General features: G+C 44.3%; 18 protein-coding genes, 10 tRNA genes and 1 other annotated feature. Of the genes, 5 read left to right on the forward strand and 23 right to left on the reverse strand.

What is annotated here, in order from left to right; genetic code table 11:
- Window positions 1–154 precede the first annotated feature (154 nt).
- Complete coding sequence (gene metG, locus QNH36_RS18900; protein ID WP_283903979.1) at window positions 155–1,792, reverse strand: methionine--tRNA ligase; 1,638 nt, start codon at window positions 1,790–1,792, stop codon at window positions 155–157.
- A 51-nt stretch (window positions 1,793–1,843) separates the two neighbouring features.
- Window positions 1,844–2,118: a binding site (T-box leader), on the reverse strand.
- A gap of 152 nt (window positions 2,119–2,270) precedes the next feature.
- Between metG and QNH36_RS18905 the strand changes: the two genes are divergently transcribed.
- Complete coding sequence (locus QNH36_RS18905; protein WP_144477021.1) at window positions 2,271–2,798, forward strand: RNA polymerase sigma factor; 528 nt, start codon at window positions 2,271–2,273, stop codon at window positions 2,796–2,798.
- On the forward strand, window positions 2,782–3,537 hold the full coding sequence (locus tag QNH36_RS18910) for a hypothetical protein (RefSeq protein WP_144477017.1): 756 nt from the start codon (window positions 2,782–2,784) through the stop codon (window positions 3,535–3,537). The genes QNH36_RS18905 and QNH36_RS18910 overlap by 17 nt, the downstream gene beginning before the upstream one ends.
- 79 nt (window positions 3,538–3,616) lie before the next feature.
- Here QNH36_RS18910 and hmpA read toward each other — a convergent pair whose 3' ends face one another.
- From hmpA to QNH36_RS18945, 7 genes are all read right to left on the reverse strand, one after another.
- The gene (gene hmpA, locus QNH36_RS18915; protein ID WP_144477014.1) at window positions 3,617–4,831 is read right to left on the reverse strand and encodes an NO-inducible flavohemoprotein; all 1,215 of its coding nucleotides are present in this window, start codon (window positions 4,829–4,831) and stop codon (window positions 3,617–3,619) included.
- Between the two features lie 438 nt (window positions 4,832–5,269).
- Window positions 5,270–6,376, reverse strand: a complete 1,107-nt coding sequence (gene menC / locus QNH36_RS18920; RefSeq protein WP_144477011.1) for an o-succinylbenzoate synthase — start codon at window positions 6,374–6,376, stop codon at window positions 5,270–5,272.
- Complete coding sequence (locus QNH36_RS18925) at window positions 6,366–7,856, reverse strand: o-succinylbenzoate--CoA ligase (RefSeq protein ID WP_144477009.1); 1,491 nt, start codon at window positions 7,854–7,856, stop codon at window positions 6,366–6,368. The genes menC and QNH36_RS18925 overlap by 11 nt, the downstream gene beginning before the upstream one ends.
- Before the next feature lie 71 nt (window positions 7,857–7,927).
- Window positions 7,928–8,746, reverse strand: a complete 819-nt coding sequence (menB, locus tag QNH36_RS18930) for a 1,4-dihydroxy-2-naphthoyl-CoA synthase (protein ID WP_144477006.1) — start codon at window positions 8,744–8,746, stop codon at window positions 7,928–7,930.
- A 15-nt stretch (window positions 8,747–8,761) separates the two neighbouring features.
- Complete coding sequence (gene menH, locus QNH36_RS18935; protein WP_144477001.1) at window positions 8,762–9,571, reverse strand: 2-succinyl-6-hydroxy-2,4-cyclohexadiene-1-carboxylate synthase; 810 nt, start codon at window positions 9,569–9,571, stop codon at window positions 8,762–8,764.
- The gene (menD, locus tag QNH36_RS18940; protein WP_144476998.1) at window positions 9,568–11,319 is read right to left on the reverse strand and encodes a 2-succinyl-5-enolpyruvyl-6-hydroxy-3-cyclohexene-1-carboxylic-acid synthase; all 1,752 of its coding nucleotides are present in this window, start codon (window positions 11,317–11,319) and stop codon (window positions 9,568–9,570) included. Before menD ends, menH begins: the two co-directional genes overlap by 4 nt.
- A complete protein-coding gene (locus tag QNH36_RS18945; protein ID WP_144476995.1) occupies window positions 11,316–12,722 on the reverse strand; it encodes an isochorismate synthase in 1,407 nt (468 codons plus the stop codon). The genes menD and QNH36_RS18945 overlap by 4 nt, the downstream gene beginning before the upstream one ends.
- A gap of 329 nt (window positions 12,723–13,051) precedes the next feature.
- Between QNH36_RS18945 and QNH36_RS18950 the strand changes: the two genes are divergently transcribed.
- The 3 genes from QNH36_RS18950 to QNH36_RS18960 all read left to right on the forward strand — a co-directional run bounded on the left by QNH36_RS18950 (window position 13,052) and on the right by QNH36_RS18960 (window position 16,065).
- Entirely contained in the window at window positions 13,052–13,984 is a 933-nt protein-coding gene (locus tag QNH36_RS18950; RefSeq protein WP_144476992.1) for a 1,4-dihydroxy-2-naphthoate polyprenyltransferase, read from the forward strand.
- Between the two features lie 290 nt (window positions 13,985–14,274).
- On the forward strand, window positions 14,275–15,042 hold the full coding sequence (locus QNH36_RS18955; protein ID WP_144476989.1) for a TraR/DksA C4-type zinc finger protein: 768 nt from the start codon (window positions 14,275–14,277) through the stop codon (window positions 15,040–15,042).
- A gap of 150 nt (window positions 15,043–15,192) precedes the next feature.
- Window positions 15,193–16,065 (forward strand): EamA family transporter, encoded by an 873-nt coding sequence (locus QNH36_RS18960; protein ID WP_144476986.1) that lies wholly within the window; start codon window positions 15,193–15,195, stop codon window positions 16,063–16,065.
- A 53-nt stretch (window positions 16,066–16,118) separates the two neighbouring features.
- Here the strand turns inward: QNH36_RS18960 and QNH36_RS18965 are convergent, their stop codons facing one another.
- The 15 genes from QNH36_RS18965 to QNH36_RS19035 all read right to left on the reverse strand — a co-directional run bounded on the left by QNH36_RS18965 (window position 16,119) and on the right by QNH36_RS19035 (window position 26,046).
- The gene (locus tag QNH36_RS18965; protein WP_283903980.1) at window positions 16,119–18,521 is read right to left on the reverse strand and encodes a glycogen/starch/alpha-glucan phosphorylase; all 2,403 of its coding nucleotides are present in this window, start codon (window positions 18,519–18,521) and stop codon (window positions 16,119–16,121) included.
- Entirely contained in the window at window positions 18,511–19,962 is a 1,452-nt protein-coding gene (gene glgA / locus QNH36_RS18970; RefSeq protein ID WP_283903981.1) for a glycogen synthase GlgA, read from the reverse strand. The genes QNH36_RS18965 and glgA overlap by 11 nt, the downstream gene beginning before the upstream one ends.
- Window positions 19,959–20,987: a GlgC family sugar phosphate nucleotidyltransferase gene (locus QNH36_RS18975; protein WP_283903982.1), complete on the reverse strand. Its 1,029-nt coding sequence runs from the start codon at window positions 20,985–20,987 to the stop codon at window positions 19,959–19,961. The genes glgA and QNH36_RS18975 overlap by 4 nt, the downstream gene beginning before the upstream one ends.
- Window positions 20,988–21,010: 23 nt before the next feature.
- Entirely contained in the window at window positions 21,011–22,159 is a 1,149-nt protein-coding gene (locus QNH36_RS18980) for a glucose-1-phosphate adenylyltransferase (RefSeq protein WP_283903983.1), read from the reverse strand.
- A complete protein-coding gene (gene glgB, locus QNH36_RS18985) occupies window positions 22,077–24,035 on the reverse strand; it encodes a 1,4-alpha-glucan branching protein GlgB (RefSeq protein WP_283903984.1) in 1,959 nt (652 codons plus the stop codon). The genes QNH36_RS18980 and glgB overlap by 83 nt, the downstream gene beginning before the upstream one ends.
- A gap of 974 nt (window positions 24,036–25,009) precedes the next feature.
- A tRNA-Glu gene (locus tag QNH36_RS18990) sits at window positions 25,010–25,081 on the reverse strand.
- A 3-nt stretch (window positions 25,082–25,084) separates the two neighbouring features.
- A tRNA-Ser gene (locus QNH36_RS18995) sits at window positions 25,085–25,175 on the reverse strand.
- A 4-nt stretch (window positions 25,176–25,179) separates the two neighbouring features.
- Window positions 25,180–25,254: transfer RNA gene (locus QNH36_RS19000), tRNA-Asn, on the reverse strand.
- A gap of 13 nt (window positions 25,255–25,267) precedes the next feature.
- Window positions 25,268–25,341: transfer RNA gene (locus QNH36_RS19005), tRNA-Ile, on the reverse strand.
- Between the two features lie 5 nt (window positions 25,342–25,346).
- Window positions 25,347–25,420, reverse strand: a tRNA-Gly gene (locus tag QNH36_RS19010).
- Between the two features lie 14 nt (window positions 25,421–25,434).
- A tRNA-His gene (locus tag QNH36_RS19015) sits at window positions 25,435–25,507 on the reverse strand.
- 37 nt (window positions 25,508–25,544) lie between these two features.
- Window positions 25,545–25,617, reverse strand: a tRNA-Phe gene (locus QNH36_RS19020).
- A gap of 163 nt (window positions 25,618–25,780) precedes the next feature.
- Window positions 25,781–25,856 (reverse strand) — tRNA-Asp (locus QNH36_RS19025).
- A gap of 3 nt (window positions 25,857–25,859) precedes the next feature.
- Window positions 25,860–25,933: transfer RNA gene (locus tag QNH36_RS19030), tRNA-Met, on the reverse strand.
- Between the two features lie 20 nt (window positions 25,934–25,953).
- Window positions 25,954–26,046, reverse strand: a tRNA-Ser gene (locus QNH36_RS19035).
- Window positions 26,047–26,049 lie beyond the last annotated feature (3 nt).

The raw sequence follows: 26,049 nt of genomic DNA on the forward strand, positions 1-26,049 counted from the left end.
TTGCTCCCGGTCCTATTAAAGCCTTTAGTAAACAAAGAATCAATCTCATAATCCGGTTTATCTAATATGCTTACCTCAGGCTTGAATCCAACACTATTTTTTATTTAGACACCTCCCTCTAACTTCACAGCCCCCTGCTGCCGTTTAAAAACAATCAAATCCTTTGTCCTCTGCCCAGACTTTCTAATTCTATATGAATCCTTTCTGGATTAATCCGATCAAATAAAGGCTCTACAGCAGTTAGACTACGAGCTGTGATTGTCTGCGGTTTCCAGTATTCTTCTGTAAAAGACAGCATGTGTTTTACCTTTTCACTAGAAAAAGGCAAGAAAGGTGTCAGGATATTGGCCAGATTCCCTATGATATAGACACAGTCTGCCAGAGTCTGTTTGCATTCTTCTACATTTTCATGGACCTGTCTCCAGGGCTGCTGCTGGTCAAAGTATTTATTCGAATATCTGACCAAATCAAATACTGTTTCCAATGCCTGTTTAAACCTTGTCTCCTCAATACTTCGGCCTGTGTCTTCATATAGTCTGGCAACTCGATCCACTATTTCTTTGCTAATTCTTTTTTCCGGAATGATGCCATCAAATGATTTCTGGATGAACTTCAAGGTCCGGTTCACAAGGTTTCCATATGCACCAAGCAATTCACTATTATGACTATAGATAAATTCCTTCCACGAGAAATCCGCATCCCGATTTTCGGGGGCGTTAATCGTCAGAAAATATCTGATAGAATCAGGATCATACCTCTCTAAAATATCAGGGACCCAGACAGCCCAATTTCTGCTGGTCGACAATTTTCTTTTTTCCAATGTGAGATATTCATTCGAAACAATGTGAGTTGGCAATGGATCTTTTCCTAACCCGGCTAGGATCGCAGGCCAAATGATGGAATGGAAAGGGATATTGTCTTTGCCGTGTACATAATAAGATTCAGTCCCATAACTCCAAAAAATCTGGTCATCCCCATTTGTTTCTTTTGCCCATAATTTACTGGCGGTATAGTAACCAGAAACAGCCTCGATCCACACATAGATTTTCTTTTGCTCATACCCCTTTATCGGCACACTTACCCCATGGTCTAAATCACGTGATACGGCCCGATCCTGAAGACCCTCATTCAGATATCTCCTGGTCAGAGAGATGGCATTATCACGCCAGTCCCCATTGCTTTCTGCTTCAGCAACATAGTGTTCCAGAGTCTTTTGAAAGGCTCTTAAGGCAAAATAAAAGTGTTCCGTTTTTCTCACCGTTGGCGGCTGACCGCAGATTTTGCATCGTCTATCCAGCAAATCCAGAGGTTCCAATACACTTGAACAGGCGTCGCATTGATCACCCCGTGCATTCGCTCCGCAGATTGGGCATAGACCCTCTACATATCGGTCAGGCAAAAACTGTTTATCATGCTCGCAATACAATTGATCAATTTCTTTCTTGTAAATGAATCCTTTCTCCAACAACTCCAAAAAGATGGCTTGAACAATTTGATGATGATGTTCTGTATCAGTCCTCGTATACAGGTCATAAGAGAACCCCAGACGAGAAAAACAATCAACGAATTCGTTATGATGGTAATCCGCTATCTCTTTTGCCGTAACTTCCTCCTGTTTCGCTCTGATCGTAATAGGTGTACCATTGCAGTCGCTGCCAGAAACATATAGAACTTTTTCTCCTTTTAACCGGTAATACCTTGCTAAAATATCCCCCGGCAACAGACTGGAAATATGCCCGAGATGCAAGGATCCATTAACATAAGCCCATGCTCCTCCAATAAAAATGCTCATTTAATATGACCTCCTTAGAAGAATAAAAAAACCCCGCCCTTAACCGTAAAAGTTAAGGACGAGGTTTGGATTCCCCGTGATACCACCTTATTTCGCAAATAGCTTACACTATTTGCCTCACCAAGTACGGAGCATGGAATGCCTGCTCTTATACTGTGACATTGATAACGAGTGCCAACTCTCGCCGTTACCTACTTATGCCTGCAGCATGTTCAGGACGGAGCTCAGAGACCATTTTTCAAGTGTCTGTCTTTGCTTCTTTTCAGCTTCCGAAGCTCTCTGGTAAAAAACAGGGGCACCCTACTTTTTCTCTTCATTGCTTTTAAAAATTTATTAATCTGATTTTATTCAGAAATTTCCAGGAAGTCAATAAAATTCTGCCATTTTATTCCGATGTAAAAAAGATTTTAAATATACCAAAACCTTTTATAATCTCACACGTCTAAGTATTGAGTTCATTAGCAGGGAGAGAATTTATATGGCTGACTACAGGGATGAAGATATAAATGAATGGTACGATCTTTATCATCAAACAATTTTCAAATTTATTTTCATGCTCACCAAAGACTATCAGCAGGCTGAGGATTTAACCCAGGAAACTTTTTTCAAGGCATATAAGTATTATCATAATTTCAATCGTGATTCTAGTGAAAAGACTTGGTTATTCAGTATTGCTCATAACACAACTGTTGATTACTTAAGAAAGCAAAAACCAATTCGTTTTATAAAAGAGTTGTTTCAACCTCAAGTTGACATAAAACTATTGCCAGAGAATGTAGTACAGCTTAAAGAAAGTTCTAAGGAAATATACGAAGCATTAAGTGCACTTAAACAATCACACCGAGAAGTAATCATCCTTAGAAAAATAAAGGGTTTTTCAATTACTGAAACAGCGGAAATATTGAATTGTTCGGAAAGTAAAGTAAAATCCACCTTGCATCGTGGGATGTTAGCTTTGGAAAAAAGATTGATAAAGGAGTCGTGGTTAAATGAACATACAAAGTGAATTGAACACTTTTAATCGTGCTCTTCAGAAAGTAGAATATGATTTGGAATGGAGTCAGGATCAAGCCAATTCAGTCAGGAGAAAACTGGAGAGGCAAATTTATAAAGAAAAGGTCAAATCTCGAATTTTTAAAATTTCTGGTTACGCATCAACCATAAGTATAACTTTTTCTCTACTGTTTTTGCTCATTATTCAATTGGGGAATGAAGATTCATTTGTCTCTGGAATGCTATCAAATAAAGAAAAGCTGTATACAATGGAAGTGATCAACGGAAAAGAGACACCGGTTTTAACCGAAAAAGGAATGGAATATGTCGTTTATCCAATGGATGCCTACAAGGAGATCAATACAATCTCAGGAGAACCACTTCTTGCAGTATCTGTTGAAAAAATAGGCAGTAAAGAACAAATATTTACACAGGCTTTTTACCCGACTTCAGAAGGAAGGTTTATTTCAGTACATTATACAAAGAATGAAACGGGATCAGTTGAAGAAATGAGTAGGCATTTCTTTCCCGAACATCCCCTATACGGAACAAAAGTCACTGAAATAAACGTTTCAGGTCAACGCGCATTTCTACATGAACCGACAACAGAGTATGGCTCAACTGCGTTATATATCGTAACCAAAAATTATGTATACTATATGACTAATGATGGGTTGTTGGATAAAAAGCAGGGTGATTCAGAGGAGTTAATACGACTTGCCAATTTATTTAACTTTGAAGCTGAGAGATAAAGCTTATAAAAAAACAACGCTTGGTACGTTAACATCCCCAAGCGTTGTTTTTTTATTTTGAATATATTTATATAGCCAGTTAAGCCTCTAAGCTTGCCATTGGCCCGAAGAATTCGAAGTGAATTCTGTCTTCTGTAACGCCAAGATCTTTTAATGCAGAGTTGACTGCTTTCATGAATGGTACTGGGCCGCAGAAATAGAAGTCTGATTGTTCAAGGTTCACATTTTCTTTTAGCCATTCTTTTGTAATATACCCTTCAACATCAAAGCTGTTGTTCTGGCGGTCTTCTTCTGTTGGCTGGTCGTAGAATACTACTGAATTGACCTTTGCTTTGGCTGCGGTTGCTGCGACTTCCTCTTTAAGGGCATGCACTTTTCCATTCTGGGCTGCATGGATGAAAGTCACTTCTTTTTCCGGCTGCAGTTCTGCTACGGTGTTCAGCATGCTGACCATCGGAGTCAGGCCAACACCGCCGCTTAGCAGTACGACTGGAGTATCTTTTTCTGTATCAAGGAAGAAGTCGCCTGCTGGTGCACTAATTTGCAGAACTTCGCCTTCTTCTACGCTGTTGTGCAGGTAGTTCGATACTTTGCCATCCGGAGTTTCCATGCCAGCTTCTTTTTTCACGCTGATACGGTAATAATCTTTTCCAGGAGCATCTGATAGGCTGTACTGGCGGATATGTGTGAACTCTTCGCCTTCGATTTCTAGCTTGATGCTGATATACTGCCCTGGCTTAAATGCAGCGATTGCCTTCCCATCGACCGGCTTCAAGTAGAAAGAAGTGATGACATCACTTTCCTCGACTCTTTTCGCAACAATAAATGGACGGAAGTCCTTCCAGCCGCCTCTTTGGTTCGCAGCTTCATCATACATTTCCGCCTCCACAGAGATGAATGCGTCCGCGATTACGCCATATGCTGCGGCCCACGCATTGATGATTTCATCTGTAGCCGCATCTCCAAGAACTTCCTTGATCGCAATCAGCAAGTGCTTTCCGACGATTGGATAATGCTCAGGCAGGATGCCAAGGCTGCGGTGCTTATGCGCAATCTGGTTTACAACCGGAAGGATCGCTTCAAGATTATCGATGTATTTTGCAGCAGCATAGACTGTTCCAGCCAGCGCTCTTTGCTGTCTGCCCTGCTTCTGGTTTGCATGGTTAAAAATGTTCAATAATTCTGGATGGTTTTCGAACATAGTTTTATAGAATACTGTCGTGATTTGTTCTCCGTGCACTTCAAGTACTGGTACTGTTGATTTGATGATCTCAATCGTTTTCTGATCTAGCATTTCAAACACTCCCCTATGTCAATATCTTCTCGTTGAGGCGTTTTACCTCATTCCCATAGTGATTATAATAAATTATTTCAGCAGACTAAGTGATTCAAATCACACTATCGTAAAATAGTTCTTTTGAATCAGCTTTTTTCATTGGGATTTGCTTCATTCCTAACGTAATTCATGAGTAAAATGAATCAATCACCAAATATGGATGATTAAGACCATTAAACTATACGAAAAAAGGACTTACGATAATTTTTATAGCGAGATTTTAATTTATATAGCGAAAATTTCATTTATATAGCGATTTTTTTATTATTATAGCGAGTTTTTCGTTTTTATAGCGACTTTTTCCTTTTTATAGCGAATTGGAAAAAAACACTCACTTTTTCCAATTTGACCTGACAAAAAAATAAAGCACTGCCAAAGCAGTGCTCTCCACATTTTCTAAAACTCAAACCGTTCTTCAAAAACAGTTACTTCCTTCATTCGTTTCCTGTTCAGTTCAAAACCGATACCAGGGTTCTCAGGCACCTGGATCATCCCGTTTTCCACTTTGATCTCCGGCTCTATGATATCTTCTTCCCAATAGCGGTCCGAACCGGAAATATCCCCTGGTATTGTGAATCCTGGCAGTGAAGCGAGCGCAATATTATGGGCTCTTGAAATGCCGAATTCTATCATGCCGCCTGCCCAGACAGGAATGCCTTTTGAGCGGCAGTAGTCATGAATTCTTTTTGCTTCGCCAATGCCGCCGACACGGCCGACTTTTATATTAATGACCCCGCAGCTGCCGAGTTCGACTGCTTTCCTAGCGTCATCGAAAGTGACGATGCTTTCATCCAGGCAGATGGGTGTCTTGATCTGGTTCTGAAGTTTGGCATGATCAATAATGTCATCAAAACCCAATGGCTGTTCGATCATCAGCAGGCTAAAATCATCAAGTGCTTTTAACCGGTTCGCATCCCTGAGAGAGTATGCCGAGTTTGCATCGGCCATCAGTGGCAGATCAGGAAACTGCTGACGAATTCCCGAAATTAACTGGTAGTCAGTTTCGGGGCTTATTTTAATTTTCACGCGCTTGAAGCCTTGATCCAGATAGCTTTCGATTTGTTTCAGGACTTCAGACAAATTTGGGTTCCCGACAACCACACCTGCAGGTATCTCTGACATCGTTCCGCCAATAAGTCTCGATAGCGGAATTTCCTCTTTCTTTGCCTGCAGATCCCAGAGTGCTGTTTCAAGGGCGGCCTTTGCCATATGATTCCTGCGCACGGAACTGAACAACCCGAAAGCTTCTTCAGGATGGCTGATCCCCTTTTTTTTCAAAAGAGGGATCAAAAAATCTTTAAGCACATGATATGAGGTTTGCACCGTTTCCTCCGTATACCAGGGTGATGAAAATGCTACCCCTTCGCCATATCCAGTGATGCCATTACGATCTTCCACTTCTACTATGATCGCTTCCCTGTCGGTCACGGAACCTAAATGAGTCATGAAAGGCTGCTTCAATGGCATTTTAATGACCGATAAATGTACCGACTTAATCGCCATTTTCATCACGCTCCACATCCAGCCACTCGCGCAGTTTGCGCCTTAATAATTTCTTTGCGGCATTACGCGGCAGGCTGTCAACAAAGTAGAACTTTTTAGGAAGCTTGTATTTTGCAAGTTTTTGTTCACATAGCTTGAGCAACTCTTCTTCTGACACGCCCAAATCATTTTTCACAATAAAAGCGACAGGCACCTGTCCCCATTGCTCATCAGGCATTCCAATCACTCCGGCATCAGCCACACCTGGATGCGAAAGCAGGACGCCTTCAATTTCAGCAGGATAGACATTTTCCCCGCCGGAAATAATTAAATCGGAACGGCGGTCAAGAACATATAGGAATCCATCTCCGTCCACATAGCCAATATCACCGGTATGAAGCCATCTCTCACGGATTTTATCTGCCGTTTCATCAGGGCGGTTCAAGTACCCGACTGTCACGTTCGGCCCTTTTACAACAATTTCACCCTCTGCACCAGGCGGAACATCCAGGCCATCTGCATCCACAATCCGTATCTGGTTGGAAAATAGCGCTTTACCGGCAGAACCAAGGCGCTCAATGCTGTATTCCGGTGATAATGTCGCAAACTGTGAAGAAGTTTCTGTCATCCCATAGGTTTGGAATACCGGGATATCTTTTTCCAGACAGGATTGAAGTAATGGTAAAGGAGCAGGCCCGCCCCCCAACAGCATGCATCGGAATGATCCCGGCAGTCTGTCAGAGCCCAATTCGTCAATGATCCGCCTTAGCATCGTGCTGACGACCGACATAATGGTGATCTGATATCGACTGATATCTTCGATTGCCTTTTTCTCCTCGAAAGAAGAATGTAAGACAATCGGCATTCCATATATTTGGCCCCTCATTAAAATAGAGTAGCCGCTAATATGGAAAATAGGCACAGTGCAAAGCCATTTATCCTGAACATGCAAACCAAGATTGAGCGCTGAAGCATTCGCGCTCCACCAGTGGTTTCCATATGTTTGCATGACCCCTTTCGGATTGCCGGTTGTGCCTGATGTATACATGATCGAAGTGACTTCATCCATATCGTATTCTTCAAGAATAAATGGATTTATTCCTTCGAGTTCTTTTAAATCATTGATGCTGACCTTCTTTGTATCAGAATGAATTCCTGATACTTTATCAATGAAGCGAGTTTCATATAGAAGTACGACCGCTTGACTATCATCCAGCTGCCATGACAGTTCTTCTGATGTCAGGCGATTGTTCAAAATAACCGCTCTGACTCCCGCCATTTGCAAAGCGTATAAAATAAAGGCAGATTCAGCCTGATTGGAAAACAGCACGGCAGCCGCCACACCTTTTTGAATCCCCAGTGCGCCAAGTTTTCCCGCATACGTTTTTGCTTTTTCAAAAACTTGCTTAAACGTATAGGTATGTTCTTCAAATATCAGCGCTTCCCGGTCTGGAGAGAGATCGGCCCGCTTTTTCAGCCAATTCGGTATCGTTTCTGACATTGATGTCACCCTTTCTCTACATACTAAAACAGCTTGATGGAGGTCCATCAAGCTGTGTCATAATTATAAAATCAAGGGAATCTTGGGAACTGGCCGAAGTCTGGCTTGCGCTTTTCCTTGAATGCATCGCGGCCTTCTTTCGCTTCATCTGTTGTGTAGTAAAGCAATGTTGCATCTCCTGCCATCTGCTGTAGTCCAGCAAGACCATCAGTATCAGCGTTCATTGCAGCTTTCAGGAAGCGAAGAGCAGTTGGGCTCTTCTCAAGCATTTCTTCACACCACTTGAGTGTTTCCTCTTCAACCTGGTCAAGAGGTACAACTGTGTTGACAAGACCCATGTCCAGCGCTTCCTGGGCATTGTACTGACGGCACAGGTACCAGATTTCACGTGCCTTTTTGTGGCCGACGATTCTTGCAAGGTAGCCTGAACCGTAACCGGCATCAAAGCTTCCTACTTTAGGGCCTGTCTGACCGAATATAGCGTTATCAGCCGCGATTGTCAGGTCACATACGACATGAAGCACATGGCCGCCGCCGATTGCATAACCCTTTACCTGAGCGATAACTGGCTTAGGAATTACACGGATCAAGCGCTGAAGGTCAAGGACGTTCAAACGTGGAATCTCGTCTTCACCAACATATCCGCCGTGTCCGCGTACTTTCTGGTCACCGCCGGAGCAGAATGCATCGTCTCCAGCTCCAGTAAGGACGATAACACCAACGCTTGAATCATCACGAGCATAAGAAAATGCATCGATCATTTCCATAACCGTTTTCGGACGGAATGCGTTGCGCACTTCCGGGCGGTTAATGGTGATTCTCGCAATGCCATTATATGTTTCATACAGAATATCTTCGTAATTGCGTTCTGAAACCCATTCAACTGTCATTAAGATAACCTCCTATTATGTATTCGACAAAAACTCACTTACTATTGTACCAAATTTTTCTCGTTCTTCCACATGAATTGCATGCCCGCATCCATTTATCGTCAATTTTGTCGGATTTGGCAGCTTCAAGGCCATGTCGTCGGCTATTTTGCAAAACTTTTCATCAAGCTCTCCTGTAATCAGCAGGGTCTCGAAATCAAAGTTCACAAGCTCATCCCACCATGAAGGCTGAGCGCCGGTTCCCATTCCCCGCAGGCTGTTTGCCAGGCCAACGGGGTCGTTCTTCAGTCTTTGACTTCTTATTTGTTCCCTTACTTCTGCGGGGAGATTCAACTGCGAATGAAAAAGCGGGATCGTTTCCCAAAAATCGATGAATTTCTCCACGCCTTCCCTTTCAATCCTGTCAGCCAGTTTATGGTCCTGCTGAATTCGTGCTTCGCGCTCTTCAGATGTTTTTAGTCCTGGCGTCGTGCTCTCAAGAATGAGCTTCCTTACTCTTTCAGGATACAGACTTGCAAAGGTAATGGCTGTCCGTCCGCCCATTGAGTATCCAAGCAAATCCGTTTTTTCAATACCGAGCTGGTCTAAAAGAACTTTGATGTCATTGGCTGCTTCCTTTATATCATATCGCTCCATATCGCCTGGCGATTTAGTCTCGCCGTGCCCAATGAGGTCTACCATAACAAGGTCTGAGTGCTGTCCCCATATAGGACAAAACGGCTTCCATGTAGAAGCCGCTCCGGTAAAACCATGGAGCAATACGAGTGGAAAGCCGCTGCCGTATTGCTCGACATGATATTGGATTCCATTAATCATGGTTTTCATGATTCGTCACCTTTTAACAATGCAGTTATTTCCCGGGAAACAGATTTCCACAAATTTCGATGTTCCATCATGTTAGAATCCCTTGCCGTCCGGATTTCCATGACCTTCAAGCCTTCGGCGCGCTGGTTTTCAGTAAAGGTCTCAGAAAAATGCTCCCAGTCTTTAATCAGGTCATATTTCCCCTTGTACATCGCGACAACATGGCTGAAGTCAAGATCGAGCGGAGTGCCGAAAAGCATCTCGAAATGCTTCGGCTCGTTTGCCTGGGGCAGGAAGGAGAATATTCCTCCGCCATTATTATTGATCAGTAAAATATTAATATCGATATTATACAATTTTGATGCCAATAGCCCATTCAAGTCATGATATAAAGTTAAATCCCCCAGCACCAGGTAACATGGCTGCGATACACTCGCTACCCCAAGTGCTGTAGAGACAATCCCGTCTATGCCATTCGCTCCCCTGTTGGCCATGACCTTGATATTCTTATCATTAAGCAGGAAAAATGAATCGAGGTCGCGGATCGGCATACTGTTGCCAACGAATAGAGTCGCTCCTTCAGGAAGCATTTCAGCAAGCAGATGGAACAGCTTGCCTTCACTCATTTCTTCTACCTTTGAAATGCCCATCAGCTGCTGTTTGGCTGTATCGTTCAACGCAAGCCACTTATCCAAGTAGGAAGACTCATCAACATGATCAACTGCACTGCTTATCTTCTCGCAAAAAAGTGCTTCATCACAATAAAACATATCACTTGCCGACATCGTCGGCTCGCGCCAGCCGGCACCGCTATCGATCACAAACTGGCGGGCGTTGCGATTCTCTTTTATAAAGATAGTCAGCGCTTTTGAAACAGGCATCGCACCAAAACGGATGATCACATCGGGCTTTAAAGCTTCCTTCGCGTCTTCGTTACGCAAAAACGCATCATATGTATCGACAACATGACGTCCGTCGTGTTCACCGCTTCGCAGCTGTGACAGCGGATCAGCGATAATCGGGAACTTCAGGCTGTCAGCGAGCGCAATCACGCGTTCAGCAAAATCACTGCTGTCGATCTGCCCGCAGACGATGATTCCGTTTTTAAATGACGCAAGGTCTTCAGCAATTCTCTCGAACATTTCATCTGATAAGCTTATACGTCCGGTCTGGATTTCGACATATCCACCAACACGCTCAGGCAGTTCGAACAAATTTCCATCCAGCTTCGGAATCAATGGCTCCTTGAACGGGAAGTTCAAATGGACAGGTCCCTGCGGATAGCTTGATGCTGTTGCAGCCGCTCTGCCGCAAACAGTACGTGCATAGCGGATCATATCCTCTGTTTTTTGCGGCGGCGCCATCTCAACAAACCATTTGACGTTTTTTCCATACAAATGGATTTGGTCTATCGCCTGTGGTGCACCGACATCTCGGAGTTCATGCGGACGATCCGCTGTGAGGACGATCAGCGGAACCCTTGAAATGCTAGCTTCTATGACCGCAGGATAATAATTCGCCGCTGCCGTCCCAGATGTACAAAGCAGTGCGACGGGTTTTCGGGTTGCTTTGGCAATCCCGAGGGCGAAAAATGAAGCAGAACGCTCATCGACAAGAATATGGGTCCTCAGTTCAGGGTGTTCTGCCATCACCAGTGCCATTGGCGTTGATCTCGAACCAGGGCTGATGACAACATCCCTCACCCCTGTTTTGGATAACTCTGCAACAAATGCAGCGATATACGCTGTTAAACCTTCCTGGTGACTCATGTTATCTTTCCTCCAAGTGCTGTAAGCATCGGTCGGAACTTGATGCTAGTCTCTTTATATTCGCTTTCGGCATTTGAATCTGCCACGACTCCACATCCCGCAAATAAGGAAGCCTCTTTTCCCTGAATCAGTCCTGAACGGATGGCTACGGCAAATTCACCGTTCCCCTGATAATCCATCCAGCCAACAGGTGCAGCATAAAGCCCTCTGTCCAGCTGTTCGATTTCCCTGATTTTCTCGATGGCTGCCTGTTTCGGCAATCCTCCAAGTGCTGGAGTCGGATGGAGTCTGTCCACCAGGTGAAGAATCGATGTTCCTTCCCGGTTTTTACCGATGACCGGGGTATACAGATGCTGGATGTATTTCATCTTCATTAAAGCAGGCTGCTCTGGAAGGATTACCTCATCACAGGTTTCCTCCATCGCCTCTTTGATCATATCGACCACATATTGGTGTTCAATCAAATTTTTCTGGTCAGTTAAAAGTTCACAGCCAAGCTTTTCATCTTCTTCAGGAGTGTTCCCTCTTGCGATCGAACCTGCGAGACATGCGGAAAACAGGCTGTCGCCATCCTTCTTGACCAGCCTTTCGGGTGATGCACCAATAAAACAATCCCCATTGGATTCAAAAGCGAATGTAAAGCTTGCCTTCTGGTGATCCAAGAGATTCGCAAGGACTCTTTCTGCCTGGACCTTTTCTTCGAAATGAAGGCGCAGCTCCCTTGCGAGGACAACTTTTTTCAGTTCGCTATTCTCAAAACTGTTTACGGCATCTGTTACAGTCTGCTTCCATGCTTCCGGTTCGATTTCAACAATTTCCTTGAGATGAAGCTGAGCAAGTGCTGGTTTCACAACTGCCCTCGAGAGCACTTCTTCCCGCTCCCTGGACAATTTTTCAAATAAGGTTAGATCATCATGCTGGGTGCAAATTACGTTGGTAGTGAAATACGCCTCACCCTTGATTATAGTCAGCATGTATTTCGGAATATGGAACAGTGCTTCTGAAAACTTGGACCATAAAGCAGTTCCTTTTTTCAGCGGATCGAACGAAAATCCGCCGAACAAGGCTGGACCTATTCCATTGAGATTGTATTTATTAAATACCAGCGCGGAATCCATGAAGCGCTTCCACTCTTTTTCAACATGAAAAAAGCGGTCAGCTGGCTGATCCGACTGTATTTGCCCGCAAACCCCCAACCCCGCAAGGATTTGTTCTCCCTCAGAATCCTTCCAGAAAAAACGTTCTCCTAAGTACTTTTCCCGGCCTGAAGCAAAAAAATGAAAAGGATCGATACGATCTATTTTATGGACTTCGCTTACCAAAATCGACTGAGATAGTCCTTTGGCCCGCTCAATCCCATCAAGGATTCCCTGTCTAAGTTCCGTTTCCTGAATGGCAACCAAAAATATCCCCCCAATAACAGCCTCTCATCTGTTATCAAACGTTTAAAAGCTTATTTTAAGATACACCTCATACATCACGATGTCAATCATGGCGGGCTTTCCAAAGCGATTATCATCCTTATTATATATTTCACGCCAAAAGCTTGCATAATCTGGTAAAACCATCCTGCTTAGACGTGAAAATACTAATTGACAGTGGATATGTGAATATCTACACTTATAATTGTAAGGTAATTTAACCTGGATTTTAAAGGTCTTTTTGACAATTTTCGTTCTTTTAGATAAAATATTTAGGTTTGATAGATTGATATTAAGGGAGAGAATTAGATATGCAATCACAGTTACAGCCTAGTTCTTCACCAGCAGTTGATAAAGAAAGCTGGAAAGTCTGGTGGCAATTAACCCGTCCTCATACATTGACTGCCGCATTTGCCCCTGTCCTTCTCGGTACTGCTTTAGCCATAGAAAACAGTGGCGGCATCCATTGGGGCATGTTTATAGCCATGCTCGTCGCAAGCCTGTTAATCCAGGCAGCAACAAATATGTTCAATGAATATTATGATTTTAAACGCGGACTGGATAATGAGAATTCCGTTGGGATCGGCGGCGCGATTGTCCGTCATGGCATCAAGCCTAAAACGGTCTTGAACCTTGCTTTCAGTCTATATGGAATATCCGTTTTACTCGGTGTTTATATCTGTATGAGCACAAGCTGGTGGGTCGCAGCTGTCGGGGTTGTTTCCCTGGCTGCCGGTTACCTTTACACAGGCGGTCCGCTGCCAATTGCCTACACTCCTTTCGGTGAGCTTGTCGCTGGATTTTTCATGGGTGTACTGATCATTCTGATCTCGTTTTATATCCAGACTGGCACGGTCACACCTACAAGTGTACTCGTATCATTCCCAAGCTTTTTGCTGGTAGGTGCCATCCTGCTTGCTAATAATATCCGTGACCTTGACGGCGACAAAGATTTTGGGCGAAAAACACTCGCTATCCTGCTTGGAAGAAAAGGGGCAATCCGCCTGCTTGCTGGCATGTTCATCGTGTCATATACATGGGTAATCGGCCTGATCATTGCGGGTGTCGTTTCTCCTTGGCTGGCGATTGTCGCACTAAGCATTCCAAAAGCAGTCAAAGCAACAAAAGGTTTTATCGGAAAGTCCAATCCCATGCAAATGATGCCGGCAATGGCTGCAACAGCAAAGACGAACACGATCTTTGGCCTGCTTTTATCCGTCGGTATTTTCATCAGCTTAATTTAATGTTAGGCTGTTTTCGTAAAGATTGTTGTTAAAATCCTAAAGCCGATTTTAACGTGATAATATGCCATTTTGTCGTTCGGAATTAAGTGTGCAGGCTCTTTTCTCTTAAATTTTGTGAAGAAAAATAGGTCATTTAATCCCATTTTGCAGCCAAAAGCAACAAAGTTTGAGAAAAAAGCCTAATTAAACGAGAAGCTTCTGCCTTAGGCGGAAGCTTTTTCTATGTTTCCTGAAATGATGAGCGGGTATTTAGAACGTATGACACGATACAATATGAAGGATGTGTAATCATGCTGACAAAGGACCAGCTCAATAACTTGAAGGACACACTTATTAATGAAAAAGAAACACTTCAATCACAAATAGATCAAAATGAAGAGGAAGGTTACCTCGAAGGCAGCCAGCGGGAGGCAACCGGAGAACTTTCTTCATACGATAACCATCCCGCCGACAGTGGAACAGAACTATTCGAGCGGAGCAAGACCCTTGCGATGGACGAGCATCATGAGGACCAGATGGGCAAAGTCGAAAACGCCCTGAAGGCGATCGAGGATGGCACATACGGAAAATGTGTCGAGTGCGGGAAAGAGATTCCATACGAGCGACTCGAAGCAATTCCATACACTTTATACTGCGTCGATCACTCCCAGGAACAGGGCGTATCAAATGACCGTCCAGCAGAGGAAGATGTATTGGAATACACCCACGATGCAGATTTCGACCGCAGACAGAACGAGGAGATGGCGGACAACAGGAACAGCTTCGATGATGTAGCTGAGTTCGGGACCTCCGAAACACCTTCCGATTTTACCAGGGATCACGAAGACTACAATAAGCTTTATATTGATAATGAAACCGAGCGCGGGTTCACTGAAGACTATGAATCCTTCAGCGCCACAGATATCGAAGGCGATGACAGGCAAGTATTTCAGAGCGACAGCGAAGAGGAATACGAGGAAAGGCTTGACGAAACCGGCATGGAATCGGAGCTTGGCGATATCCCTTATAAAGAAGGAGATAGTTATGTAGAAGACGAAAAAAAGGATGACGATAAATAAGAAGAAGCCTCAGTTCATTAAGTGAACTGAGGTTTTTTTTCACCATTCTGAAACATAAGGCACAAATCAAGTCGTTCAGCTTAGGCACAAGAATATTCTCCGAGCAGAGTCTCAAACTAAGACTAAATAATATAGAAACGGAGATAGAAAATGAGTATTATTCTTGCTCTGCTTGCTGCACTTTTTGCTTCTTTTACAGCGATTCTCGCCAAGATTGGCATTGAGGATGTCGATTCCAACCTGGCCACTGCTGTCAGGACTGTGGTGGTCGTTATCATGGCTTATTTAATGGTGGTGATTACAGGGCAGACGGACAATATAATGACAGTATCTGCGAGATCACTGATTTTCCTTATTCTCTCAGGATTGACAACTGGCCTTTCCTGGCTGGCATTTTTCAAAGCAATCCAGATTGGTGATGTTTCCAAGGTTGTCCCGATTGATAAATCAAGCGTATTGCTGACGATCCTGCTTTCTTTCATCATCCTCAGGGAACCTGCTACAATGCCTGTTGTGGCAGGGGGCATCATCATTTCGATAGGTACCTTCGTATTGATTGGAAAAAAGGAAAAGAAAAATACCGAGAGAAAAAAGGTATTCAACATGAAATCGTATCTTTTCCTCGCCATCATGTCTGCTGTTTTCGCAGCGTTGACCAATATTCTCGCAAAAATCGGGATTGAAGACGTCGATTCCAATGTGGCCACCTTCATCCGTACTGTCGTAATCATCATTTTTGCATGGGGAATTGTCTTTTTTCAGGGGACTGTAAAGGAATTGAAGAACATCTCAAGGAAATCATACATCTTTCTAATTCTATCTGGTGCAGCTACAGGCTTCTCCTGGCTTTGTTACTTCGCTGCACTCGCAATCGGAAAGGTAAGTATCGTCAATCCGATCGATAAGTTCAGTGTCGTCCTGACGATGATCCTGAGCTTCATCATACTAAAAGAAAAACCGACACGCTCGACCGTGGCAGGTGCGGTATTGATTACGATTGGCACTGGCTTATTGATCTTGTAAAAGGATTTTGAGAAAACAAGAAATGGCCAAACCGTCATCGGTTTGGCCTTATTCTATAGTTTCAAAGCAGACTGGACTTTCCAGATTTCATCCGCATATTCCCTTATGGTCCTGTCGCTGGAGAAATATCCGGATTTGGCGATATTGACCAGGCTCATCTGCAGCCAATCGCCACGGTTTAAATATTTCCGGCTGACTTCCCCGTGTGCCTTAGCATAGGAAGCAAAGTCCCTAAGCAAAAAATACTGGTCATTATGCCCCAGCAGGGAATCATAGATTTCATTAAAATGGTTTTCTGTATCAGGGAAGAATCCATTAACCAGCTGGTCAACGACTTCCCGGATCCGTTCATCATGGTGGTAGTACTCCAGCGAATGATAGCCTCCGTTATGCTGGTAATCCAGCACTTCCTCTGCACTCAATCCGAACAGGAAAATGTTCTCCCTGCCAACCATTTCCGTGATCTCGACATTGGCTCCATCAAGTGTGCCCAGTGTCAAAGCCCCGTTCATCATGAATTTCATATTTCCTGTCCCTGAAGCTTCCTTACTCGCTGTTGATATCTGCTCACTGATATCCGCTGCCGGAAAAATTTCCTCGGCCAGGGACACACGATAATTTTCGAGGAAAATGACCTTCAGCTTATCATTCGTCACAGGGTCATTGTTCACCTTATCAGCAACACTGTTAATGAGTTTTATGACCTTCTTGGCAAAATAATACCCAGGTGAAGCCTTGGCGCCAAAAATGAATGTCCGTGGATACAACAGCGCTTCCGGATCTTTTTTCAACGCATTATACAGATGCATGATGTGCAGCACATTCAACAACTGCCGCTTATAGGCGTGGAGCCTTTTTACCTGGACATCAAAAATTGATTCTGTGTCGACCTCAATCCCTGTTTTATCCAAAATCCGCCTTGCAAGCCGTTCCTTATTCTCTTGCTTGATGTCATGCAGTTTTTCCAGGAAGGCTGCATCCTCCTTGTAACGCATCAATTCCTCCAGTTTATTCGGTGCCCCTACCCACTCAGGCCCAATTGCATCGGTAATCAACCCGGACAATCCAGGGTTTGCCTTCAGCAGCCAGCGCCTATGAGTGATGCCATTTGTCTTGTTATTGAATCGCTCTGGATAGAATTGATAAAACAAGTTCATTTCCCGATTTTTTAAGATATCCGTATGGAGCTTCGCCACTCCATTAATGCTGTGACTGCCGACAATCGCAAGCGGGGCCATCCTGACCTCGCCATGGGCAATGATTGCCATGGATTCAACCCTGCCCCAATCGTCAGGATATTGCTCCCATACCACTTTACAGAAACGCTCGTTTATCTCTTCGACGATCATGTATATACGCGGCAGCAGCGGCTGGAATATCCTGATTGGCCAGCGTTCAAGCGCCTCTGCCAGGGTCGTATGGTTTGTATAGGAAAGTGTCTGGACAGTAATATGCCACGCATCTTCCCAGCCTAGTCCCTCTTCATCCATCAGGATCCTCATCAATTCGGGGACCGCTATCGCAGGGTGTGTATCATTGATATGGATGCTCACATAGTCATGGAATTCTAGCAAGCTCTTATTCTTCTTTTTAAAAGACTTCACAATCGCCTTCAGGCTCGCTGAGACAAGGAAATATTGCTGCTTTAGCCGAAGTATTTTCCCTTCATCATGGGTATCGTCCGGGTATAAAAACTCTGAAACCGACTCGGTATCCTTCTTATATTTGAAAATATCTGCATTTGCAGGAAATCTCGATGGCTCAGCATTCCAAAGACGAAGGGTATTTACCGTCTGAGTCTGGTACCCGATGACAGGAAGATCGTAAGGAACAGCCATGATGGTCTCCGCGTTCAGATGTCTGAAAACGAGCCGGCCATTTTCCATTCTGCTCTCAATCTCTCCCCAAAAAGGTACTTCCACTGCATCATCCGTCTTGCGTACCTCCCAGACATGGCCGTGCCTCAGCCATTGCTCCGGAAGTTCAACCTGGTAGCCATCAACGATCTTCTGCTCAAACAAGCCATGCTTGTAGCGGATTCCGCAGCCATGTCCAGGAAAATCAAGCGAAGCAAGTGAATCGAGGAAACAGGCGGCAAGACGGCCAAGTCCTCCATTGCCAAGACCGGCATCCGCCTCGATTTCCTCCAACTGATCAAGCTCGATCCCCAGTTCCCAGAGCCCCTTGCACACAACCTCTTCAACACCCAAATTGATCAGATTGTGCCTGAGCAGCCGCCCAAGCAAGAATTCGATCGACAGGTAATACACCTGCTTTTTCACGCCAGCACGATATAATTCATTCGTTTTGATCCAATCAGAACTCACATGCTCCCTGATCATATGCCCGAGAGTCTGGAATTGCTCCCGGCTCGAGCTTTCTTCAAAGCTGGTTCCAAACATCATCTCGAGTTTTTTCAAGAAAGCGGTTTTGAATTTGGGAACACTAGAAAACATGCGATTCACTCCTTGAGATGAGATCGGAATACAAGTCTTTGTACTGTCTTGCGGACTGCGCCCAGCTATAATCTGTTTCCATTGCCTGTGCCATCAGCTTCAGCCATTTTTCACGCTTACGGTAAAATGAGAGTGACCGTTCAATCGTAAAGAGCATGTCATGGGCATTGAAATTGGCAAAAGTAAAACCATTGCCCTCTCCGGTGAATTCATTATATGGCTGTACCGTATCGTTCAGCCCGCCCGTCTCCCTGACAATCGGGATCGATCCATAGCGCATCGCAATCATCTGGCTCAATCCGCATGGCTCGAACTTTGATGGCATCAAAAATAAATCGGATCCTGCATAAACCTGATGTGCCAGATTCTCATCAAAGCCGATATATACGCCACATTGGTCAGGATATTCCGCAGCCATTTCCCTGAAGAACTGCTCAAACTCAGGGTCACCGGTGCCAAGAACAACAAGCTGCACTCCCGTTGCCATGATTTCATGGAAGACTTCCCTGACCAAATCAAGGCCTTTTTGTTTCGTCAGCCTTGTGATCATCGCAACAACCGGAACATCATCATTAACCGACAGGCCAAAGCTTCGCTGTACCTGCAGTTTGTTGATCACTCTTCTTTCTAGTCCCCATACCCCGAAATTGGCGGCCAGGCCAGGATCGCTTTCAGGGTCATAAGCATCATGATCGATCCCGTTTACGATCCCGGAAAGATCCTCATTTCTTTTTCTCAGGATTCCATCTAGTTTTTCACCAAAATACTCAGTCTGGATTTCGTCTTTGTAAGTAGGGCTGACGGTTGTGATATAATCTGATGAAATCAATGCGGCTTTCATGAAATTGGCCATCCCGTAAAATTCCAGCTGTTCCTCATTGAAATAAGAACTGTCAATCTGCAGCAGGTCACCCAGCACTTCCCGAGGGAAAATCCCCTGGAATTGGAGATTATGAATCGTGAATACCGACCGGATCAATCCATAACCCGGACGCTTATAATACTCTGTCCGCAGCAAGAAAGGAATCATTCCGGTATGCCAGTCATGGCAATGGATCACGTCAGGATAAAACTCGCTTTCGGCGATGAACTCGAGCACCGCTCTGCTAAAAAAGGAAAAACGCTCCCCATCATCATAATGCCCATAAAGGCTATCCCGCTTGAAGTAATATTCATTGTCCACAAAGTAGAAGGTGACACCATCATGTTCAAGAGCTTCAATGCCGCAATATTGCGAGCGCCAACCCAATTGCACAGTAAACTCTTTCACTTTCTTCATTTCAGAGCGGAATTTCTCAGGAATCAATCCGTATTTCGGTAAAATCACCCTGACATCCGTTCCTAATTTTTTCAGTTCCTTCGGAAGTGATCCCGCAACATCTGCCAGGCCTCCTGACTTGATGAAAGGAACACATTCCGATACTGCGAATAATACCTTCACGAGCTGCTCCCCACTCCCTGTACTGCCCCTTTACGGATGACAGCTGGCGAGTCTGCTGGCGCTGTAATCACGGTTCCTGCCTCGATTCTTGCATCCTTATCTACTATTACAGAGTCCAATATACAATTCTCCTTAATCTGTGTCTTTTGAATGATGATACAATTGCGGATCACTGTACCCTTCCCGATTTTAACACCTCTTCCGATGATGCTGTTTTCAACCGTCCCCTCAATCATCCCGCCATTGGCGACCATTGAATTGCGGACCGATGCATCCACATCATAGCGGGTTGGAGGCTCATCTTTCACCTTTGTTAAAATAGGGCGTTCTTTAGGGAATAACTCCTTCCAAACCTCAGGCTTCAGCAAATCCATGCTCACACTGAAATATTTAGCGATGGTATCCACCATCACTGCATAGCCTTCATAGTCGTAATAACAAAGCTGGAACTGACTGCTGGTATCCCTGGCAGCATCCCTCATATTCGAGTATCCAGTTTCATTCCTTGTCATGATCAAATCCATCAGCAGAGTTTTTTTCACAAGGTAAATTCCTAGCGACCTTCCATTCTTCTGTACTTCTGTAATGTCACAACCGGATTCGATATGCCAGTCAAGCAACGGCTGGAAATCCATATTGAAAACCGTATAGGAATTCGCTATCAGCGCATAATCCTGCGTACTGCGTTCAAAATAATCAATGTTATCGGCAAAGTGATCCAATGTTCCGATTCCCGTATAATTTTTATTCAGATTAGATGCAGGGAAGAAAAACAATCCATCCCTTTTTCGGTTGAGGTCCCAATTCCTGCCTGAACCTAAATGGTCCATCAGCGACCGGTACTGGTATTTCGGAAAAATCGCCACGCTCTCGATTCCCGAATTAACCATGTTTGAAAGGATAAAATCTATCAGCCTGTATCGCCCGCCAAAGGGAATCGCCGCCACCGACCGATGCAGGGACAGTTCCTGGAGATCTTCGTGAACGGTTGTCGCATCTATTACTCCCAATAATCGTTTGTTCATTTCTATTTCCTCCCGAAGTCGGCTCAATTGGATTGCAATTCACCAATTGTTTCTTCCGATACTAATGTAATTTCATTGCAGCTACCATCTGGCCTGATAATTGTACCATCAGGGACATATACGCCTGGCGACACAATCGCCTTCTCAATCACGCAATTATGGCCGATGACAGCATCTGGCATAATGACCGTTTCCTTGACAACCGCTCCTTTTTTAACCGTCACACCCTGGAATACGACCGTTTTGGAAACTTCTCCTTCAATCTTGCAGCCCTCATTGACAAGGGATTCCGAAACTTCCCCCTCTGGGCAAATATATTGCGGCGGCTGATTCGGGTTCACGGAATAGATCCGCCATGACTGATCAAATAGGTTCAGTTCACAATCCTTATCCAATAAATCCATATTCGCTTCCCACAGGCTCTGAACAGTACCAACATCCTTCCAGTAACCTTTAAAAGGATAGGCAAATAACTTCATATTTTCCTCGATCAGCAGCGGAATGATATCCTTGCCAAAATCATGGCTGGATTCCGGGTTCTGGTCATCTCTTATCAGATATTCCCTTAAAACACTCCATTTAAAAATATAAATTCCCATCGAAGCCAGATTATTTTTAGCGACATCCGGTTTTTCTTCAAATTCAGTAATTCTCAGCTCAGAATCCGTATTCATGATCCCGAAACGATTGGTTTCTTCCCAAGGCACCTCTATGACCGAAATGGTCACATCAGCCCCTTTTTCAACATGATAGTTGAGCATCAATTCATAATTCATTTTATAAATATGGTCACCCGAAAGAATCAAAACATATTCAGGATCATACTGATCAAGATAATTCAGGTTCTGAAAAATCGCACTTGCCGTGCCTGAATACCATTTAACCTCGGAACTCTCAGCATAAGGCGGGAGCACCGTCACACCGCCATCCTTTCTGTCGAGGTCCCATGCACTGCCTATCCCGATATAGGAGTTAAGCAATAACGGCTGATACTGCGTCAATACACCGACTGTATGGATGCCCGAGTTTGTGCAGTTACTTAATGGAAAGTCGATGATTCGATACTTGCCGCCAAAAGGGACAGCTGGTTTAGCGAGATTCTTTGTCAGTGAGTGCAGACGGCTTCCTTTTCCTCCTGCCAATAGCATTGCCACGCATTTCTTCTTTTGCATGATTGTTTCTCCCCTTTCTTTTAATAACAGGACGTAAAACTGAGATTCCGAATGGAGAAATACTCATCTCTATAGAATATGGCCTTCCATGGAAAGCTATTTCCTTTGCTTTTCGCACTTTTTTATTCAACACGCCTGAACCCCCGAAAACCTCGGCATCGCTATTTAAAATTTCCCGATATTCCCCGGGCTTCGGGACACCAATCCGATAGTCACGGTAAACTTTCTCGGTAAAATTGCAGACGATGACAAGCAGATCTTCCGGATTCTGCCCTTTACGGATAAAAGAGAAAACCGACTGGTCACGATTATCCGCGTCAATCCACTCAAAACCTTCATAGCTCTGGTCAATCTCATACAGTGGCTTTGAACGCTTATAGAGTTTGATCAGCTCTTTTGTGTAATGGTTCAATTTTTCATGCATTTCATAACCGAACAGATTCCAGTCAAGCTGTTCTTTGTCCTTCCACTCCGAAAACTGGCCGAATTCGGTTCCCATGAACGTCAGCTTCTTTCCGGGATGCGCGACCATGAATCCAAGCAATAGCCGCAGCTGCGCAAATTTTTGCCAGTAATCGCCTGGCATCTTGTCAAGAAGAGATTTCTTTCCATGCACCACTTCATCATGTGAAAAAGGCAGCACAAAATTCTCTGAAAAAGCATAAAGCAGGGAGAACGTAACCTTATCATGTATATGCTTCCTGTTATGGCTTTCTTCCTCCATATACTTCAATGTGTCGTTCATCCACCCCATGTTCCACTTGTATGTAAAACCTAGCCCGCTATACTCCACTGGAGCCGTCACCTGCGGCCAGTCGGTCGAATCCTCCGCGACCATCAAAGCTCCAGGTTCAAACTCTCTCACTGCTTTATTCAGCTTCTTTAAAAACTCCACCCCGTACGGATTGGCTGCATTGACTGAATTAGGCCAATAAATGATGTTCGCAACCGCATCGACCCTGAAGCCATCAATATGATATTTCTCCAGCCAGAAAATCGCACTCGAGATCAGGAAGCTCTGGACCTCTGTTTTTCCCAAGTCAAAATTGGCAGTTCCCCAAACCAGGTTCTCCCGGTCACTCTCACGCTGGTATTCAAAAACATAACCGCCATCAAATTGGTACAGCCCATGGGCATCCTTGCAAAAATGGCCAGGAATCCAGTCAAGGATAACCCCGATCCCGTTTTGATGACACATATCCACGAAATACATAAATTCATGTGGTGTTCCATAACGGCTTGTAACAGAAAAATAACCTGTGGATTGATAGCCCCAGGACATGTCGAGCGGATGCTCAGTTAAAGGCAATAGCTCAATATGTGTGTATCCATGTGAAAGAATATAAGGAATCAGCTCATCTGCAAGCTCACGATATGTAAGGAACGATCCATCATCATGCTTTTTCCAGGAACCCACATGCAGTTCATAGATGAACACTGGCTCATCGAGCGTGCGCCGCCCCTCCCTCTTTTGCAGCCACTTCTGATCACCCCATTTGTACCCATCAAGGGAATAAACAACCGAAGCGGTATTTGGCCTCACTTCCGAGAAGAAAGCAAACGGATCAGCTTTAAGCTTCTTACCCCCGCCAGCTGTCAAAATCTCATATTTATAAATAGCCCCAGTCAGATCACCCTCTAAGGCAAGCTGCCAGACACCTTCCTTATTCACTTTATGAAACTTATGATTCTCTCCATACCAATGATTAAAATCACCAACAAGCTTTACTTCAAGCGCATTTGGAGCCCACACACAAAATCGAGTATATGTTTCGGTTCCTCGATTCATGACATGCGCACCAAATAAATTATGACTCTGATACAAATTCCCTTCATGGAACAGATGCAATTCAAACTCTGTTGGATTTATCACCAATGCCCTCCACCTGCCTTTGTAAAAACGAATAAAACTTCCTATTTGAGTAGTATTCTAGTTACCATAAAGAATTCCTTGTAAACATTTTCTTAATTTTTCGACAATAATACTTAGTAAAGCGGGTAATTCGACAAAAGCCCGAAAATGGTAGCGCTTTAATGTACTAAATCTTCCAATTACGCGAAATTTGGAGAACGAAAGTTGAAAGTGAATAATGATTTTTTGAGAGGGTTGGTTGAATTTATTAGGTTTGGCAAAGAGATGGTGATTAAAAATATTTTTCAGTTGATAGCGTTTTCATATGGAAATGATGGAATAGTGATTAGGACTGAGGGGGGTTACGTAGACTTCCTACTGAATACAGCAATACTATTAAGTGGTCGTGTAAAGCCATTGAGGTTGATTGTATGATCTGTTTTTTACGAAGTTTATGCGGTTGAATTCTCATTGGCTCGGATATTGGAGGAACACATCACTCGTCACTAGTTTATGTGACCGTTTTTCTCTTTCTTCCTAAAACCGGGAATATATCTCTCGATATGTGCCTCGTTTTTTATTACTGCCTATAACCGGGAACATATCTCTTCTTTATCTGCTCCGTTTTTCTCCTTCACCCTATAACCGGGAACATATCTCTTCTTTATGTGCTCCGTTTTTCTCTTTCACCCAGAAACCGGGAACATACCGGGAACATACCTCTTCCTTTTGTGACCCGTTTTTCTCTTTCACCAAGCAACCGAGCACATATCTCCCCTAAAGTGATCAGTTTTTCCTTTTCAATCCTTTACCCTGGCATAAATCCATAATCGTCGCTTCTATGTACTCTGTTTTGATAGTGCGTGCAGCCTGCTGTATTGTTTAAACAACATCTTGGAAAAAAGCAGACAAGTTGGAAGAGAACACCTGGTTCCTCTGGAGGAAAAAATTTTAAGAACAAAAAAAGCTGTTAGCACAATTGCTAACAGCTTTCCTTATGACCCCTACGGGATTCGAACCCGTGTTACCGCCGTGAAAGGGCGGTGTCTTAACCGCTTGACCAAGGGGCCTTATGGCGGAGAAGGAGGGATTTGAACCCTCGCGCCGGTTACCCGACCTACACCCTTAGCAGGGGCGCCTCTTCAGCCTCTTGAGTACTTCCCCATAATGGCTCCGCAGGTAGGATTCGAACCTACGACCGCTCGGTTAACAGCCGAGTGCTCTACCACTGAGCTACTGCGGAATAATATAAAAAATGGGCCTAAGTGGACTCGAACCACCGACCTCACGCTTATCAGGCGTGCGCTCTAACCAGCTGAGCTATAGGCCCATATATGGAGCGGGTGATGGGAATCGAACCCACTACATCAGCTTGGAAGGCTGAGGTTTTACCAGTAAACTACACCCGCATATTAAGAAAAGGGGCGACTGATGGGAATCGAACCCACGAATGTCGGAACCACAATCCGATGCGTTAACCACTTCGCCACAATCGCCATATCTCAATCATATAATTAATTAAATTAAATAAGGTGGCTCAGGACGGAATCGAACCGCCGACACAAGGATTTTCAGTCCTTTGCTCTACCGACTGAGCTACTGAGCCACTATAATATTTTATCCTAAACTTTTACTAGTTTAGGTCCTTTGCTCGAATGACCTTCGGTCTTTCTCGCAAGTTGCCGCAGAAGCTAATTCGATGACGTGAGCAACTTGCTCTACCGACTGAGCTACTGAGCCACTATAATAGTGTATCTAAAAAATAAAAATGGCGGTCCCGACCGGGATCGAACCGGCGATCTCCTGCGTGACAGGCAGGCATGTTAACCGCTACACCACGGGACCAGATTGCGGGGGCAGGATTTGAACCTGCGACCTTCGGGTTATGAGCCCGACGAGCTACCGGACTGCTCCACCCCGCGACAATATTAATAAAAAACTATGGAGGAGGTAGAGGGATTCGAACCCCCGCGCGGTGTTACCCGCCTGTCGGTTTTCAAGACCGATCCCTTCAGCCAGACTTGGGTATACCTCCGTA

This window comes from Mesobacillus sp. AQ2 (assembly GCF_030122805.1).
Classification (GTDB): Bacteria; Bacillota; Bacilli; order Bacillales; family Cytobacillaceae; genus Mesobacillus; species Mesobacillus oceanisediminis_A.